Genomic DNA, 18012 nt, shown 5'->3' on the forward strand with positions numbered 1-18012 from the left:
GTTTTAAGGTCCCTTGGCGGACGTGGGCTGCAGAATCAGCTCTTGAGCAGAACCCGCTGCAATGGCTCGGAATTCCTGCAACAGTACAGCGACCCGCTGGTCCCAGGAGTTGTCACGGGCATAGTCCATGATGAGCTGTGGATTCCAGGTTTGACCAAGCGCTTTCTGCATGGCCTGCAACAAAGCGGCTTGGTCTTCAAAAGGAACGACATAGCCCAGATCGGGTTGGCACACCACCTCGCTATTACCGCCCACATCGGTGGTCACCACAGGAAGACCGCACGCCATTGCTTCCAAGAACACATTGGCCCAACCCTCGTTACGGGTGGAAAGCACAAACAGATTGGCTGCAGACAAAGGCAGCTTGAGCTTATCGGGAGGCATCGCGCCCAAGAAGTGCACGACCTCCTGCATACCTAAATCGGCAACTTGCTTATGCAGCTGCGCCGTCCAATCCCCTTCTGCGCTAGGGCCTCCGACCACTAAAAACCGGATGGCCGGAAATATCTTCTTCAGGTCGGGTAGACAGGCAATCACGCGGTGAAAACCCTTGCGCTCACACAGTCCACCAACAGACACCAATACCGGGGCGTCCAACGGCAATCCCAAAGCCTGCCGCGATTGGACTTGCGGGAGCGCATGAAATTTTGCTAGATCAACCCCATTGCCAACCACGCGGACTTTGTCTGCAGGTACCCCCATCTCCACTGCTGTTCGCTTCAATGCATCTGCAACTGAAAATATCCGTGCGGCCCGGGCCATGGCCTTCTGCATCAAACGACGGTGGGAAGGACTCTTGGCCAGGCGTGCTTCGGTGCCCCGCAAAGTAATCGTCACGGGAAGCGTCAGCCAGCGTCCCAGAAGCGTGGCCGCATAGCCATCTGGATACGCAAAATGGGAATCAATGATTTGAAAGTCAAACTGGCGTTTAAGGCGCCACAGCGTGGACAAACTGCCCAGCGCCATGAAAAGCCCGTCCAAGGACTTGAAGATACCCGGCACAGAAAAATACCGCGGGTAAAAGATCTCTACACCTGATTGCAACTCTGACCGCGGGGCATCTGGTCGGAAGTGCGGACGCCATTTGCGAATCAGGCTTTGAAAAGGAAACCATGGAACAGGAGCCACCACTTTCAGTGGCAAAGCTTGACCCACGCGGAACATGCGCTCACGGATAAACAGCCCAGCATTCGGCTGCCCTGGGTGCGGAAACAGCGAGCTGAACACAACAAGCCTCGGCTTGTTGTCACGCATGCTCGGCTCGCTGGGCAAGCAATCGCTCATACACAGGACGATAGCGTGCAACGCTGACGGGCCAATTGCGCTCAGTTTCTACAAAAGAGCGCGCTTGGGCTCGCAGTGCGGGCCAGCGATCTTGATTCGCCAGCAAATCAAGTACCTTGCTTGCCAGTGCATCCGCGTCATCCGCCTTGAACAAGGTCCCTGTTTTACCGTCTTGTATCAACTCCAAATGTCCACCGACGTCGGACGCCGCCAATAATCGGCCCTGTGCCATGGCTTCCAGCGGCTTCAGCGGAGTTACCAACTCTGTGAGACGCATGGAGTGCCGTGGATATGCCAAGACATCAACCAAGTCGTAATAACGACGCACCTCGGCATGTGGCACACGCCCTGTAAAAACTACTTTGTCTTGTATACCCAAGGCTTGTGCCTGGGCCTTCAGAGCCGCGTCTTGTGGCCCGCCTCCCACCAGAAGCACCCGGACATTAGGCACGCGTTGCAGAATCTGCGGCAAAGCATTTAACAGTACATCCAGGCCTTCATAAGCGTAAAAGGAGCCAATGAAACCAAGGACCGTGCTACCGGCCAGGCCCAATTGGCTCTTGAGCGCCATATCCGGCACGCCCCCAACATCAAACGATTCGATATCCACCGCATTGGGAATCACCGTCACGTTCTCGGCAGGAATTCCGCGTGCCACGATATCGGCCCGAAGGCCTTCACAGATGGTGAACACATGGTTGGCGCGCTTGAGCGCCCTGGTCTCGAGCCGGCGCGTAAATCGGTAGCGTAAACTGCCCTCCTCGGTTGTTCCATGGTCTACGGCCGCGTCCTCCCAAAAAGCACGCACTTCGTAAACGACCGGAATTCCCAATCGCTTGCCAACCCGCAGCGTCGGAAGCGCATTCAATACGGGAGAGTGCGCATGCAGTATGTCGGGACGTACCAGTTCTGCGACCTGTTGCAAACGACGTTCCACTTGGCGCATCAATGCCAGTTCGCCCAAACCAGGTAAACGTCCAGCGACAGCGGGCGCAGCAGTGCGATAAAAGTGCCAACCGTCTACGGTTTCTTCCAGCGGGCCATCCGCAGTGTGCTTGGGTGTCGTGAGGTGAAAAGTTTCCCAACCCAGCTTGCGTTGCTCTCGCAAAATAGACAGCGTTCGAAAGGTATAACCACTGTGCAAGGGAATGGAATGGTCCAGCACATGCAATATCCGCGTCATACGGGCGCAGCCTCCATCGGAGCAGACACCTGTACATCCGACTGCATAACATTGCGCAAAAATGCCTCAAACATCAGCAGAGTCCACAGCGGAGCGCTGTAGTCACGCGCGCCCGAATCATGAGAATCCACCAAATGCTCAAGGTATTTGCGGTTGAACCATCCCGTTTCCGCTAACCGTGGGCCGAGCACGGCATCACGTACCCGCTGGCGCAGTGGCCCCCGAAACCAGCGGGCCAAGGGTACTGAAAACCCCATCTTGGGGCGGTACAAAATATCGTGGGGCAGACGAGGCTCCATGGCCTTCTTCAACAGATACTTGCCTTCTTGCCCCTGGACCTTTAACGAAGATGGCAGTGTCGCCATCCATTCAACCAACTCGTGGTCCATCAACGGCTCTCTTACTTCCAATGAATGGGCCATGCTGGCACGGTCCACCTTGGTATTAATGTCACCCACCAAATAGGTTTTCAAATCGAGGTACTGAATCAGCGCGAGTGGATCATCGGTATTCGCCCGGCCTGCATGGTAGTTAAATACTTCCTGCGCGTTGTATCCCGCAAGCTCGGTCTTGAATCGGCCACTGAACAACTGCTCACGCATCGGGTCACGCAAAATCGACACGGAGTGGAAATAGGCTTCTACCGAGTTGCGAGAAAGACCTTCAAAAGTAGTTTTTGCCCTGAACATCCGCGGCGCCCAATCGGCCTTTGGATACATGCGCCCCAGGGTTTTAAACAGAGGTTGCCGCAGCGCCAACGGCATAGAGGAGCGCATTTTCTCCTCCATCAAGTGCAAGCGGTAACGCCGATAGCCACCAAAGGTCTCATCTCCACCATCGCCAGATAAGGCTACCGTGACATGCTTACGCGCCAATTGACATACACGGTAGGTAGGGATGGCTGAACTGTCCGCAAACGGTTCGTCGTACAAACTCGCCAAAGTGTCAATCAGATCAAAGTCATCACTTTTCACCATCTCCACATGGTGATTGGTGCGATAACGATCCGCCACCGTCTTGGCGAACTCGGATTCGTTGAAAGCCGGATCATCGAAAGCAATCGAACAGGTATTTACCGGCTCCGTGGATATCTGGGCCATTTCGGCCACCACAGCGCTAGAGTCAACGCCACCGGAAAGAAACGCACCCAAGGGCACTTCGGCAATCATGCGCAAGCGCACCGACTCCTTGAGTCGCCCATCAAGTTCGGTACAGGCCTCTTCCACGCCGATCTGGTTGTCCAGCGAGAAACGCACATCCCAGTATTGTTCGGGATCCGGGATCGCATGTCCACGGAGGATGGTCAATGTGTGGGCGGGAGACAGCTTCTTGGCCTGCCGAAAAATCGTCCGCGGCTCGGCGACATAGCCCAGGGCAAAATACTCCTCGACGGCCAAAGGATCCATGTCACGCTTGAGGCCACCATGGGCCATAAGGGATTTGAGCTCCGAACCGAAAAGCAACATGCCGTCGTCCAGCAAGGCGTAGTACATCGGCTTCACCGCCAAGCGGTCACGGGCCAGAAAGAAGGTGCCTAGATTGCGGTCCCACAAAGCAAAAGCAAACATGCCGCGGAACCGTTTGACGCAATCCTTGCCCCAGGCCTCCCATGCATGAACGATGACTTCGGTATCACTGCGGGTGTGGAATACATGCCCCAGAGCTTGCAGCTCAGGAATTAGCTCTTGGTAGTTGTAAATTTCGCCGTTGAACACCACCACAACCGAACCATCTTCATTGAAAAGCGGTTGCTGGCCGGTAGCGAGATCAATGATCGATAAACGTCTATGCCCCAAGCCAACACCAGGCTCCAGATGCATTCCGCCCTCCACAGGTCCCCGATGGCGCTGGGATTCATTCATCCGGTGCAAAACAGCCCGATCTATGTCACGGCCACCACGAGTATCAAAAATGCCGGTGATTCCACACATGGTATTTATCTGGTTGTTGGAGGTAATTGCAAATTGCCCAACGCGGGGCGCAGCAGCTGATCGTACAAGCCTTGGTATGTACCAACCATCGCTTGCAGACTAAATTTTTCTAGAACGCGCAAACGACCTGCAAGGCCCATGGATCGGGCCAGTTCGGGCTCCGAAGCCAACTGCAGCAGACTTAATGCCATGGCTTCAACATTGGCCGCCGGGATGATGTGTCCGGTAATTCCATGAACGACCAAATCGGCATTACCTCCAACGTCGGTCGCGACAACCGGAAGACCACTGGCCATCGCCTCCAAAATAGTGTTGGAAATGCCTTCGGCCAAAGATGGCAGCACAAAACAATCCAGACTTCGCATAATGTCAGGAACATCACTACGCTCACCCGGCAACCAGGCAAGATCAGCTACGCCAGCAGCGTCCAGCACTGCCTGACACTGGGTACGCAAGTCACCATCACCCACCAAAACAAGACGCAAGCGTGACCGGAGTACCGGCGCGATTTCCAGAACACGGACAAAAGCGCGCGCCAATGTGACCTGGTCCTTCACTGTTTGCATGCGGCCGACCGTACCGGCAATCCACAAGCCAGAGCCGGTAAACGGACATCCTGCGACCACCAAAGAACACCCCGGCTGCGATGGCGAAAACAGAGCCAAATCAACACCGTTGTAAACCTGAGTCACTTTAGAAGAAGGCACTTTTACCTTCTCTACCAAGTAATAAGCCAAATCGCGCGATAAAGCCAAGTAATGGTTAACAAATGGGCTGTAAATACGACGTATCCATTGGAACTTTCGATTACTACCGTCTAAATCCCCCACGTCTCGGCCATGCTCACCGTGAATCCGGACACCAACACCGGCAAACCAGGCTGGAACGACAACCTCCAAAGCCGCAAGATTACGCGTATGGACAATATCCGGGCGCAATTTCCTGAAAATTCGAAATAACTGGGGATACAACTTGAAAGCATGGCCTGGGGATTTATTCAGAGCAAAAAAATCCACATCACCTCTAGTAATTCTATGGTGGAAATCAGTAACTTCCGTCAAGGCCAAAACCACATGTCGATAAGAATCAATCGACATATGATTAATCAAATTGACAACTCCATTTTCCAGCCCGCCAGTATCAAATCGATACACAACATGCAGTACCAGAGGACGCTTATCCTTTACAGTCGCCACAATTTATAGCCGGCGGCTTGTATTGCACCGCTATCAAATGCCGATTTAACATCAATAAAAGCGCCACCTTTAATTAATTTTTTCCCGAAATCCTCTACGGATAGCTCCGCATACTCTTTATGAGCAACGGCAGCCACAATGGCATCAGCGCGAGGCAAATCATCCCACGACAATAATCGAACGCCGTATTCGTGCATAGCCTCTTCAGCCTCTGCTTGCGGGTCAGTTACAAAAATCTCAACGCCGTAGGATTTCAACTCATTAATAATATCAATTACTTTAGAGTTACGTAAATCACCACAATTTTCCTTAAAAGTCAATCCAAGTATATTAACGCGAGCGCCTTTAATATAGCTACCCGCGGAAATCATATGCTTGATCGTTTGTTCGGCAATAAATTTACCCATACTGTCATTAATTCGACGACCCGCCAAAATAACCTCCGGCTGATAGCCCAACATAGCAGCTTTATGGGTAAGATAATAAGGATCCACACCGATGCAATGCCCGCCAACCAAACCCGGTTTAAACTTCAAAAAGTTCCATTTTGTTCCGGCCGCCTCCAAAACTTCGGTAGTATCAATTCCAATTTTATCGAAAATAATTGCCAACTCATTCATGAGTGCAATATTCAAATCACGCTGTGTGTTCTCAATAACCTTGGCAGCCTCAGCAGCCTTAATTGAAGATGCGCGATGAACGCCAGGAATAATAATTTTTTCGTAAAGCTCAGCCACTTTTTTTAAAGTAGTCGGAGTATCACCCGAAACAACTTTTAGAATTTTTGTAAGCGTATGCTCTTTATCGCCAGGATTTATACGCTCGGGCGAATAGCCCACAAAAAAATCCTGCTTCCATTTCATACCGGACTCACGTTCAAGAACCGGTATACAAACTTCTTCTGTAGCACCAGGATAAACCGTAGACTCATATACGACAATTACTCCCTTCTTCATGTTTCTACCAACACTGGTACTAGATCCAATGAGAGGATGGAAATCCGGAATATGCGCAGCATCGACTGGTGTAGGAACGGCAACAATAATAATATCTGCCTCGCCCAGCATTTTCGGATCAGACGTATAAACTGCGCTAGATGCCGCACGCATCTCCTCATCAGACAATTCTCTAGAAGGATCTACACCCTTTTGGCAAGATTCAACTTTGGAAATTGAGATGTCAAAACCTATCGTTCGAAAATGCTTACCAAACTCAACGACCAAAGGTAAACCAACGTAGCCCAAACCAATTACTGCAACAACGCTCATATCAAAATCTCATTCAAAATTAAGACTAAAAACCACTCTTTAGATATTTATCAACGACATCAAAGTTTTTATTCAGAAATTCATTCAACAGAAAAACTGATTTACCATCACTTTTTTTCTCCGTATATAAAATTATGACGGCAGAATCGTCCTTGTGCCCAAGCAGTCTTTGCAGGACGCTATAGATTTTAGCTAAATGATCATTTTTAGTGAGTATTCCATTTATCCAGTAGACCTGCCAGACAAGCAGCCGAGCGTCAGTTAGTTGCCCCCCTGCGGTGGTATCTCGTAACTCTGTAGCCTTGACTGGAAATCGGATAGGACCCGCCTCAGCCTGCCCGCTTGCCACGCCGACTGGCGCCCAGTATCGATCATTACTTGCAACCAATACGTTATCAGAGCTTACCAGCTTCTTATCATAACTTTGCTCATGATAATAACCAATATACAAACCAACATTATCATTCTCATTATTAGAATAACAATTATTTAGTTCAAGTGAAGCATTCTTAAAAACAGGCTTCAATTCTGCACACGAAGACTTGGGGGAAAGTACCCAGCCAGTCTTTAAAACCAAAGATGTTTCAGAGGGAGAAGTATATGAATAATTTTTATTATATAAAAATTTCTGCACCAACCAAGGCAGAGAAATAATAATAATTAAAAAACAAGACAATGCGATCAAAGGAACAGAGTGAAAAATCTCCGAAGATAATTTTTTTTCCCCAACGGATAATTCAACAACACGAGATGGCTCAGCCCATCGTGCACCCGCCATAAACATTAAAACAATGACCAAACCAAAAAATAACCATCCATAGATAATATGATCAACTCCCACCGCAAGCTTATTCCCCGAAAAATGTCCTAACATGACAATGAGATAAGCGCGAATCCAATTCGCAAAAATGGGAACAATGATTGAAATCAGTATAAAAAAAACTCGGCGACGGAAAGACTGGTAGTTGAGATAAGCAAAAAGAGTTCCCACTGTCAACGAGGCAATCAGATAACGCACTCCACTACAAGCTTCCACAACTGACCAATTTCCAGAAGGAATAACAAATTGCAGTCCTTCACGGTAAACAGGAACACCACTAAGTCGCAATGCAAAAACTGTGAAATTAGCGGTCCATTCCATCAATTGAGGAAAAAGAAACTCACCAAGAGGTACGGAAAAAAATAAAAAGAAAAGGGGGAAAATAATTATCGATGTGATAGCCCATCCAAAAATAGCAGGTACCAACAATACCAATAATGCGACCACACACAATTGTGTAACAGAGTTCACAAATGCCAGGTCACCCAAAGACCAAAAGAAAATAATTCCAAGTAAAGGAATTAAAACCCAGAAATTAACTTGAGGAACTCTTGTGGAAATCAATACTCGTTGTCGCCAGATAAGCCAAAATACAATAGGGGCAACAAAAAAACCGTGTGTAAAAGTTTCGGAACGAAGCCAAATAGATACCATTCCCCAGAAAGTATCGCGGAACAAAAATAATACCAAAATAAACAGCACGGCAAAAGCCAATATAGATTGGCGCCAAGCTTTAGAATAATTATATTCGTCTTGATTCACAACACGCACCGAGTTTCAGGAATATCAAGGTATCTATTGATTCCCATCAAGTGGGCCGTCCAACTGTAGCTCTCTAAAACTTTGAGCCTGCCGGTACATCCCATCTCTTTAGCCAGATTTGGGTTATCTAGCAGCATACTAATTTTCAAAACGAAATCATCAACGGTCTCAGCAGCAAAAATTTCCTGACCATTCAGTGCATCGATGGCGTCAACACAAGTCGCTGAGGCAACTACTGCTCGGGCCATTGCCATAGCCTCCAAAATTTTATTCTGAATTCCACGTGCAACTCGCAACGGAGCGACGACAACCGAAGCATGCTGTAAATAGGGCCTCACATCCGACACAGTGCCAGTAACAATAACGTTGTCCGAAGCCAAATCAAGCACAGCAGACGTTGGATTTCTTCCCACAATATAAAAAAATAATTGTGGATATTTTTCACTCAACTTTGGGAGTATTTCACCCACAAACCACAATACTGCATCAATATTTGGCCAATAATCCATCGCTCCAGTGAATACAAGAGAATACTTAACGGAGTCTTTCAAATTCGATGAAAATGGCGATGCACGTAATTCACGCGGTGAAAAATACTCGGCATCAACCCCATTATTTAATGCACTTATTTTTTCCGAAAAATCAAATGACAACCTCTTAAATAAATTAACTTCATTTTCAGTTACAAAAAATGAATGCTCAGCTTTTTTAGAAATTTCACTCTCATATCTCAATAAATTCCGGCCTTCCCTGCGATACAACCATGACATAGGCCATTTATGTCGATTAGCATACTCAGTCCATTTAGCTGAATCGACATCCACAAAATCTACCAAAAATCTAAAATTCGGTATATCTGATACATACTGAGCCATCGCAGAGGAAAAAATCACTGCTATATCGATATTATTTTTTTTCACAGCATAGGATACCCATTTTTCAAAAGACGAACTACGATAATAGGTCAACGAAAGAGAGTCATTACCTAAAAGTCCGGCAACACTACGTACTTTCGAAAAAATAGGATTTAATTTCTCTATATGTGCATCAACACACATTTTTTTTACAACATCAATATATTTAAAATCATCAGGATCATCAACAAATGTTCCAAGAAATATATTGTATTGAGAAGAAAGATGTTTAAGAAGATTGTACGATCTAACCTTATCACCTTTATTTGGGGGATACGGAAGTCGATGTACCAGATATAACAAATTTTGCAAGATACTCAGCCCAAGCTTCTAACTATAAACGGGCCAATTGCGTTTGCCATAGAAATAGGCATACGACGCCAAACATTAATTAAAAACTTATATTTAACATTACTGGGATTATTTTGTGGAACATCGTCACGTTTGTATAAGCAATATTCATAATTTAAAGGAGTAGGCTCAAACCCCCAGTTTTTCTTAAAAGAAAATGAGCCGGTACCATTTTTACTACGTCCGTAATCAAATATTTTCAATCCACGAAGACACGCCCGACGCATCAACTCCCAATATTTGAAATCATTTGCCGCCAATTCCCGAGCAGACAAATCATCACCCGCATAATAAGGAAGAACTTCATTTCGGAAATAAAAACTAAACACACTACTTAATGGTCGCCCATCGGCGGAAGCAATTGTTAATATTTCACAGCTATCGCCAAATTCATCTATTAACGCTTGAAAATAAGATATTGGCATTGCAGGTGTTCCATGCCTATGTACGTTATCTGCATACAAATCGAAGAATCGCTCTACGCCAAAATCTATTTCGCTGGTCAAATTATTTTTTATCCCTTTGCGAATCATGGCACGCTGCTTCCGCGGAACCGCCAATAAATTTTCCTCTTCCGTTGCAAATATTTCTTTTCGAAAGGTAACGTATAAATCCTGCAAAGGCCAATCTTCATGTTGGCGAACGGTATTTCTAAACTCCAAATGTGAAACTTGAAGTCGGATCGCTATTTCTTTTGCCTCATTTTCCAACGCATCTATGACCAGGGAATTTGATGCAGCACATCCCCCATAAACAGCAAATGGCAAGCTAGCCAGTGAATTGCCAAAGAGCAAGCTGTTTACATGAGCCAAAGGTAAAACACCTCCAATTTCCCCATTGGCTTCCGCGTACAAGAAATAGGTATCGTGTCTAAATACTTTCCGTATAACGTTTTGCCATCCCGCAAGATGAAAAAATGTAGCGGTTGAGCACTTAGATACAAAAGCATCCCAACGCTTTGCTGTAGCAATATCTCCAAATGCAAGTCGCTTGATTAGCAGCACGGGCGCAGACTCAGACACTGTCGACACCATTATATTCTTTATTCAAAAACACATAATCCATTCTATCCCAATGAAAATCATTTAACAGTTTATGCAAACGATTCTCCATTTTATTGATGTTGATGTAATGTCTGAATTTTGTCTTTTGATTAATACCAATCACACGTGGTTGCTGAACATCGATCTCCCAAGGATGAAAATAAAAAATAGCTGGTTTATTTTCTTTGTTATTTATTTGATTCAAAAGCCATTTTGACAAAAAATATGGAAAGAGCCTAAAGTACCCACCCCCACTTGATGGAAGATTTTCATTAAATAATTTAACGGTTGTGATCGGTATTTCCAAAAAATTACCGCTAATTTTTACGGGGTATCTAGAAAAGTTTGGCATGCCATAATGGTCATGCTTAATAGGATAGATACTTGAACTATATCTATAGCCAGCACGCTCCAAGCACTCAAACACCCAAAAATTACTAGCGCCAATAGAAAAACTGGGCGCTCTATAACCTTTTATTTGCACGCCAGAAATATCTTCAAGAATCTTTTTTGATGAATCTATATCAATAAAAAAGTCTTTTTCCGAAAGATCACTAGCTCTTTCATGTCCGTATCCATGACTCGCTAGTTCATGACCTTCACTAACAATATCTTTGACTAATTGAGGATAGCGCTCAGCAATCCATCCTAAAGTAAAAAATGTCGCCTTAACATCATGATGACTCAATATTTCCAATATTTTATTTACATTTCTCTCAACGCGACACTCACAATCATTCCAGCTAGAGCGTGCAATATATGGTGCAAATGCAGATACCTGAAAGTAATCTTCTACATCAATAGTAAGTGCATTAAAAATAGTATTATTTTTCACAAAAATAACTATGGAACTAGGGTTGCATCCACTGAGCCAAGTCGGCTACGATACGCTTAGCAGCATTACCATCCCAGAACTCTGGAATATTTCCGTGCTTTCCATTACCTAAAAATATTTCATTTACTCCAGAAATAATCGCATTTCGATCTATCCCAACTAGGGTATTGGTACCTTGTTCAATCGTAATAGGTCGCTCGGTATTCTCACGCAACGTCAAACACGGAACACCCAAAGCCGTTGTCTCCTCCTGCAATCCACCAGAATCGGTCAATACCACAGAAGCATCAACCAACAAGCCCAACATTTCAAGGTAGCCTTGGGGTGGTAGAAGAACCATCCGGCTCGAATCGATCAGGGATGACAATTCAAACTTGTCAATATTGGCTCGAGTACGAGGATGAAGTGCAAAAATCAAAGGCAACTTTTTGGAAACTTCAGCCAAAGTTTCTAGTAACCCACGCAATGTCTCAGGTTGATCGACATTGGAGGGGCGATGCATAGTCACAACACCGTAAGGTTTACCAACTCCAAACAGGCTGTGATTAACACCGGATGAGCGCAAAGTTTCCATGAAGCTACGTGCATGTGCTCGACTGTGTAGCAATGAATCAATCATGACATTCCCAACGAAGCACAGCCGATCAAGGCCAATACCTTCACGTCTTAAATTGTCTTCGGCGCTACGCTCCGTGGTGTACAGCCGATCCGCAATCTGGTCGGTCAAAATACGATTTATCTCCTCAGGCATCGCGCGATCGTTACTGCGTAAGCCTGCTTCGACGTGTGCAACAGCAATCCCTTTCTTGACAGCCACCAAGGTACAAGCCAGCGTTGAATTAACGTCACCCACAACAATGACACACCGCGGTTGGTGCGCATCAAGAATGGGTTCAAAACGCCTCATGACCTCTGCTGTCTGCACCGCGTGGGAGGCAGATCCCACTTCCAAATTGATATCCGGACGAGGCAATTGCAAATCGTCAAACAACTGGTCACTCATATCCCGGTCATAGTGCTGACCTGTATGAACTAGCAAAAAAGGCAAAGGAGGCACGTGTTGTGCTAGAGCGCGTAAAATAGGCGCCATTTTCATAAAATTAGGTCGGGCACCTACTACGCAAATAATAGGATTAGAATTAAATGAAGTTTTATTCAGCATTTTTATTTTCTTCTGCGGATTGATCTATTGGCTTAAATATTTCTTTAAAAAAAGATAACATTTCTGAATTCACTCTCTCCAATCGCAACATACTTTGCTCCAATCGATCAAAGCGATTTTCTTGCTGAGCGCTCTCAATTTCGTTTATTTTACTTACAATCGATATATCTAAATTCTGATTCAAGTTAAATTTTTTCGAAGTCAAAATCCGACCCATATTAAATCCAACCTCCTCTCTTTGAGGTAATGAATTTAAATACGTTGGGAATATAGATTTCTGAGCAGGTCCGGATTCCTCGTGAATTTCACGAGCAACTTCACTTACATCAACAGCTGTGAGTGCATCTTTATTCTCTAAAAAACCCAACAACAATAATCTATCACACACAGAATTTATACGTCTTGGTATTCCACCACTCACATTAAAAATTTCATCAAATGCGGCTGCATCAAAATTGGGCCGGCCAGTACCACCCGCACATTTCAAGCGATGTTCTATATATCCCTGCGTTTCTTCCAAGTCCATGGGACCAATGTGGCAGGCAGCAATAACTCGTTGTCGGAGCTGTTGCATTTGTGGATTCTGTAAAATATCCCGAAACTCTGGTTGCCCCACTAAGAAACTTTGAAGCAATGCCTGCTTGCCAAATTGAAAATTTGACAACATTCTGAGTTCTTCCACTGCCCGAGGAGTTAAATTTTGCGCCTCATCAATAATAAGCAAACAGCGTTTACCTAGACTTGTTTGACTCACTAAAAATGCCTCTAAGGCCATTAATAAATCAGCCTTAGACACATCTTTAGTTCGAACTCCAAATGCGGCGCCTACCATGCGCAACGTATCTTCTGCATCTAGCTGTGTACTAACAAGATTTCCTGCAACGACTTTTTCAGAATCTAAACTATCTAATAATCCACGAACAATAGTTGTTTTTCCGGCACCTATTTCACCCGTGATTACAATAAACCCTTCGTTACGAAGAACACCATACTCAAGATATGCTTTAGCTCTTTTATGTTGCTTACTAGCAAAATAAAAAACAGGATCCGGATTGAGCTGAAATGGTTTGGTGTTTAAACCATAAAATGATTCGTACATAAGCTAGAACTGAACAGTTAAGCTGCCTAAAACAGCAGTTTCTTGATAGGGATTAACTGTACTTGACGACAATACACGCCGTGCCCCGACTGTAGCAAACATCTTTTGCGATATCTTAGAAGATATATTTAAATTTATCGATTTTATCTTTGAACCTTGTGTGACAGTGTCACCATATGTTCTCTGTATTGAATATTGCGAACTTAACGAGGTATCTGGCGTTAACTTATGAGAATAAGTGGCGCTTAATCCATTTTGTCGAATATTTCCAGATCTAGAAAAATCATCCACGTTCACCGAAGATCCATTAATACTTTGACCAACACTTCTGGTAATCGAAAAACCAACTGTATCCCGAACACCGAGCAACATAAATGACAAATCTTTTGTTCGCTGTATCGACGCACTTGAGGTCAAATAGCCATTTATAGTTGATGGATCAGAAATCAATCCATTATTCTGTAAAAAATCTCGAACCAACTGAGCTCTCTTAATTGGGTCTGGTTCAATTGAAGAAAATTGCAGGAAAAGTAAATCATAGAGAGAACCGGTACCTGCATTCAATGTATTGCTACTTGACACAGATACATTTTTTGAATCATTAAACGCCCAACTTGTGCGCGGCGTACGATGTTCAATAGTCAATCGATGCATTTTACCCAGAAGCTTATTTTCAGCGTTAAACGACAATTTTGTGGTTTCTGCTGGCGTCCAATTAACACCATAACCAGAAGTTCTAAAACTTTGCTTTTCAGCGACTACGTAATTCGCCGTTTCACGACCGGTAGTAGCAGAAAAACTTAACTGCCTATTTAATGAATAAGTTAAGGATAACTTGAGATCATCAACTTGAGTTTTTTCACCATTACTTCGTGTATTTTCTTGGCGTGAAATATTTGTACCCCAGCGCAACCTCCCAAATAACTCATCACCATTTACTGCTAAAGAGTACTGATTTTGATTCGAGTTTGCACTTTCTAAAGTTTTCGCACGTGTCGAAGAAAACCCGTATCTTGCTTCATAGTTTGCATTATTCAAAAATCGTCCGCGCAAATATGGAGAAATATTGTAGGTAGAAACTTCAGTTTTATTTGAATTACTCAAACCCGACGCAACCGATTGGGATCCAAATGCTGAAATAGTTTGCTGCGAAATTGCCGCTGAAACATCAATGAATGCGAAATTATCTAATACTTCAGCCGAAGCGGAAGAAGCTAGTAAATTTTGCAATGAATTCTTGGAATTTCCACTATAGATATATTGATGCAATGAATAATCAACATATCCTCGAATACGGCCAGAACTCCTGTTAAATTTAATACCTGGACTTATTTCACTAATCCACCCAGAGTCGCCAGATCCACTTTTAAGCGATACATTATTGCTCCAAGTTTCCCCCAAAGATAGACGAGGAACTATTGAAATACCTAGAGAAGAGGCAACAGCGGATTTAAAAGAATCTGGAATATCTTGAGCTATCGAATTAGACAAGTTAAAAATATACAATAAAACAATAGAAGAAATGCGTGATCTTCCAAAAATGTATTTTGTCGCTATTTTATTCATGAATAATTTTCAATAAATTAATCACGCACTTTGTTGTCCATAGCCGTATCCATATCCGCCATATCCGCCATACCCACCTTGGGAGCCACTTCGAGCTTGGTTTAATACCATCAACTTTACTGGACAGGCCTCAATTGAAGAGAGTGCATGTTGTACATCTGCCTGCAGTGTTTTTTCAGCATGCACCACCATGACGATTTGCCCCATATGTGTGGCCAAAACTCTAGACTCGGTAGTAAGTAACAGTGGTGGAGAGTCAAATATGATAATTCGATCAGAATATCTATTTGCTATATTTTTTATAAGTTGACTCATGGCATCACTGGCAAGTAGCTCTGTGGCACGCAGATGCGGAGTTCCACTTGGAAGCAATGTAAGTTTGTCAATGTTAGTTTTCAGTAAAACACTTGATAAATCGTCCACATCGCCAACTAACAAATCTAATAAACCGGGACTAGCTGGCAAACCTAACATCCTTAGCACCGAAGGTCGAGCAACATCTGCATCAACAAGCATTACGGTATTATCTAGCTCAGTAGCTATGCTCATAGCCAAGTTAATTGCTGAAAAGCTTTTTCCCTCGCCTGCCAACGCGCTTGTGACCATAATGAGGTTACCATTTTCAATGGTAGAAGCACCTCGCCCCATCGCATTGGTGATGAGTGGACGTTTAATGACGCGGTACTGGTCAGCTATCTGGGAACGTGGCGCATTGGGACTTACGATTCCGGCGGCAGCAATCGCATCTAGATCTAAAATAACTTTCCGAGATACAGAGATAGTTTTTTTTGAAGAATCCTGTGAGATGATTGGTGCCACGGGATCAACTTCGACGTGATTCACCCGATCCTCTAACTTAATAGCAGGTATAGGTTGCACGTTGTTTTCTAGATCAACACCTGCACGACGAAGCTGCTCTAGGCGCTTCGTAGCCTGTTCAATTAAGCTACTCATGAAGTTAACCCACCTGTCCAGAAATGAAGGCTAACGTACCAATAGCCACGATAAAAAAACCAATTAATCCGCACGAAGCAAATGCGAACTTTCTTAAGTCTGAATGTTCACGCCTCTTTGCTGCGTCATTCATAACTAATGTGACCACGCCCAATAATGGGAGATCAACTGCACTACGCAAAGCTCTCGCATCATGGAAAACAGGACGCAACTGACTTGCCGCAAATGATGCAAAACCACCTGCCCCCAGAGCCACCGCTAAAGCTAAAAGCAATAATAGCAAGCGATTTGGTGCTACAGGTTTCGGAGAAACGCGAGGAGGATCAATCAATCTAAAATCGGCGACACCTGCCGCAGATTCCAAATCACCAGATAAAGAAGCAGACTCTCGACGACTTACCAGATCTTCATAATTCTTCTTATTAATTGCATAATCGCGATTCAACTGTGCGTATTCCGCCTCAGTTTGTGGTGCGGTCTTCATAGATTCACGAGCACGTTCATAGCGAGAACTATATTCGGCAACCCTAGCTCTGAGCGAAGCAACCTGCACTTCAGATGTGGCCAAAAGACGGCCTAACTCTTGTACAGCTAAACTATTATTTGCCGGAGAAACTGGATTAGCTATAGCCGTCTTACGCAGCTGCAAAATCTCCTTTCGTTTCAACTCCTCTAATTCTTTTATCATCCGGCGTGCACCAATTACGTCCGGATGTTGTTCGGTAAATCGTTGCAGCAATCCATCCAAGTTTCTTTTTTGAGTCTCGATTCGAGAATCAATTTCAGGCGTTGCCAGAGATTGAGCGGACTCCTGCAATAAGCTTTTGGAGGAATTATTAGCATTTTGCGCCTTCTCTCCTTCCAGCTGGACTTTCGCAGCGTCCCGAGCGTTTTCGGCCTCCCTCAGCTCCAATTTCGCTTGGTTAAGCTGCGCACTAACCTCACCCAATCTCCCTGCAATATCGGTGCCACCATTTGCGGTTTGTACTTCAATATTTCTTAATTTAAATTCTTTCAAGCGTGCTTCAGCCGATTCAAGCTTCGCCTCATAGGTTTTTATTTGCTCATTAATAAACTTCTTTGCAGCATCAGTATCTTTTCGACTATCTCCAAGACTAGATTCAACAAATATAGACACCAAAGACTGAACTACTCGTTTGGCCTTCTCTGGGTTCGAATCTTGGAATGAAAGAGTGTACAAATTATCACGAGCGGTACTCTTTATCTGAAGTGTACTCATCAGGCGTTCGATTAGTCCGTCCTGTGCACTTTTAGACGCATTACCCAGATCAAGATCAGCCATGCGAATTAGTTTTTCAACATTCGGCCGAGTTATGAGTGTTCGACTCAACATTCCCACTTGCTGATCAACATTAGGCTGTACTGCAAGACCCGACATCAGGGGCTTAAGAATAGATTGGGTGTCAACATAAATACGAGCGGATGCCTCGTATTTATCAGGAACACGCAATACTATACCTGCACCAACCAATCCGACAAACCAAGCAACTATTACACCAAGCCAACGATGTTTCCACGCACCTTTGGCAAAGGTTAAAATTTGGCCAATTAACTCGTCCATTGATTTATTTATTTAATGTTAACTAAGTATATTCGACAGTATTTTTCCAGTAACATTATTAA

General features: G+C 44.7%; 14 protein-coding genes. All 14 read right to left on the bottom strand.

Translation table 11 applies throughout. From position 1 onward, the window contains the following. Nucleotides 1-3 precede the first annotated feature (3 nt). Genes BLT66_RS06780 through BLT66_RS06845 form a run of 14 tightly spaced genes read right to left on the bottom strand, consistent with a single transcriptional unit; the run spans nucleotide 4 to nucleotide 17950 of the window. Nucleotides 4-1254, bottom strand: a complete 1251-nt coding sequence (locus BLT66_RS06780; RefSeq protein WP_092756822.1) for a glycosyltransferase — start codon at nucleotides 1252-1254, stop codon at nucleotides 4-6. Beyond that, complete coding sequence (locus BLT66_RS06785; protein WP_092756823.1) at nucleotides 1247-2467, bottom strand: TIGR04063 family PEP-CTERM/XrtA system glycosyltransferase; 1221 nt, start codon at nucleotides 2465-2467, stop codon at nucleotides 1247-1249. Before BLT66_RS06785 ends, BLT66_RS06780 begins: the two co-directional genes overlap by 8 nt. Next, the gene (locus BLT66_RS06790) at nucleotides 2464-4398 is read right to left on the bottom strand and encodes an XrtA/PEP-CTERM system amidotransferase (protein WP_092756824.1); all 1935 of its coding nucleotides are present in this window, start codon (nucleotides 4396-4398) and stop codon (nucleotides 2464-2466) included. The genes BLT66_RS06785 and BLT66_RS06790 overlap by 4 nt, the downstream gene beginning before the upstream one ends. Nucleotides 4399-4403: 5 nt before the next feature. Beyond that, nucleotides 4404-5594, bottom strand: a complete 1191-nt coding sequence (locus tag BLT66_RS06795) for a TIGR03088 family PEP-CTERM/XrtA system glycosyltransferase (protein ID WP_092756825.1) — start codon at nucleotides 5592-5594, stop codon at nucleotides 4404-4406. Next, nucleotides 5582-6862 (bottom strand): nucleotide sugar dehydrogenase, encoded by a 1281-nt coding sequence (locus tag BLT66_RS06800; RefSeq protein WP_092756826.1) that lies wholly within the window; start codon nucleotides 6860-6862, stop codon nucleotides 5582-5584. The genes BLT66_RS06795 and BLT66_RS06800 overlap by 13 nt, the downstream gene beginning before the upstream one ends. Before the next feature lie 25 nt (nucleotides 6863-6887). Further along, entirely contained in the window at nucleotides 6888-8444 is a 1557-nt protein-coding gene (gene xrtA / locus BLT66_RS06805; RefSeq protein ID WP_176954985.1) for an exosortase A, read from the bottom strand. Then, entirely contained in the window at nucleotides 8441-9670 is a 1230-nt protein-coding gene (locus BLT66_RS06810; protein WP_092756828.1) for a TIGR03087 family PEP-CTERM/XrtA system glycosyltransferase, read from the bottom strand. Before BLT66_RS06810 ends, xrtA begins: the two co-directional genes overlap by 4 nt. 5 nt (nucleotides 9671-9675) lie before the next feature. Continuing rightward, a complete protein-coding gene (locus BLT66_RS06815; protein WP_255406793.1) occupies nucleotides 9676-10713 on the bottom strand; it encodes a FemAB family XrtA/PEP-CTERM system-associated protein in 1038 nt (345 codons plus the stop codon). Between the two features lie 10 nt (nucleotides 10714-10723). Next, nucleotides 10724-11587: an XrtA system polysaccharide deacetylase gene (locus tag BLT66_RS06820; RefSeq protein WP_092756830.1), complete on the bottom strand. Its 864-nt coding sequence runs from the start codon at nucleotides 11585-11587 to the stop codon at nucleotides 10724-10726. 16 nt (nucleotides 11588-11603) lie between these two features. Next, on the bottom strand, nucleotides 11604-12749 hold the full coding sequence (wecB, locus tag BLT66_RS06825; protein ID WP_092756831.1) for a non-hydrolyzing UDP-N-acetylglucosamine 2-epimerase: 1146 nt from the start codon (nucleotides 12747-12749) through the stop codon (nucleotides 11604-11606). Next, a complete protein-coding gene (locus BLT66_RS06830) occupies nucleotides 12739-13848 on the bottom strand; it encodes an XrtA/PEP-CTERM system-associated ATPase (protein WP_092756832.1) in 1110 nt (369 codons plus the stop codon). Before BLT66_RS06830 ends, wecB begins: the two co-directional genes overlap by 11 nt. Nucleotides 13849-13851: 3 nt before the next feature. Continuing rightward, complete coding sequence (locus BLT66_RS06835; protein WP_092756833.1) at nucleotides 13852-15414, bottom strand: TIGR03016 family PEP-CTERM system-associated outer membrane protein; 1563 nt, start codon at nucleotides 15412-15414, stop codon at nucleotides 13852-13854. Nucleotides 15415-15435: 21 nt separating this feature from the next. Then, nucleotides 15436-16368, bottom strand: a complete 933-nt coding sequence (locus tag BLT66_RS06840; protein ID WP_092756834.1) for an XrtA-associated tyrosine autokinase — start codon at nucleotides 16366-16368, stop codon at nucleotides 15436-15438. Between the two features lie 4 nt (nucleotides 16369-16372). Beyond that, the gene (locus tag BLT66_RS06845; RefSeq protein ID WP_092756835.1) at nucleotides 16373-17950 is read right to left on the bottom strand and encodes an XrtA system polysaccharide chain length determinant; all 1578 of its coding nucleotides are present in this window, start codon (nucleotides 17948-17950) and stop codon (nucleotides 16373-16375) included. Between the last annotated feature and the right edge of the window lie 62 nt (nucleotides 17951-18012).

The sequence above is a fragment of the Rhodoferax sp. OV413 genome, from assembly GCF_900104385.1.
GTDB lineage: Bacteria > Pseudomonadota > Gammaproteobacteria > Burkholderiales > Burkholderiaceae_C > Rhodoferax_B.

Bases quoted from the DNA above. Each gene is read 5' to 3' on its own strand.
- BLT66_RS06790 (WP_092756824.1), bottom strand. From the start codon at position 4,398: ATGTGTGGAATCACCGGCATTTTTGATACTCGTGGTGGCCGTGACATA.
- BLT66_RS06840 (WP_092756834.1), bottom strand. From the start codon at position 16,368: ATGAGTAGCTTAATTGAACAGGCTACGAAGCGCCTAGAGCAGCTTCGT.
- BLT66_RS06780 (WP_092756822.1), bottom strand. From the start codon at position 1,254: ATGCGTGACAACAAGCCGAGGCTTGTTGTGTTCAGCTCGCTGTTTCCG.
- BLT66_RS06845 (WP_092756835.1), bottom strand. From the start codon at position 17,950: ATGGACGAGTTAATTGGCCAAATTTTAACCTTTGCCAAAGGTGCGTGG.
- BLT66_RS06835 (WP_092756833.1), bottom strand. From the start codon at position 15,414: ATGAATAAAATAGCGACAAAATACATTTTTGGAAGATCACGCATTTCT.
- BLT66_RS06800 (WP_092756826.1), bottom strand. From the start codon at position 6,862: ATGAGCGTTGTTGCAGTAATTGGTTTGGGCTACGTTGGTTTACCTTTG.
- wecB (WP_092756831.1), bottom strand. From the start codon at position 12,749: ATGCTGAATAAAACTTCATTTAATTCTAATCCTATTATTTGCGTAGTA.
- BLT66_RS06785 (WP_092756823.1), bottom strand. From the start codon at position 2,467: ATGACGCGGATATTGCATGTGCTGGACCATTCCATTCCCTTGCACAGT.
- BLT66_RS06830 (WP_092756832.1), bottom strand. From the start codon at position 13,848: ATGTACGAATCATTTTATGGTTTAAACACCAAACCATTTCAGCTCAAT.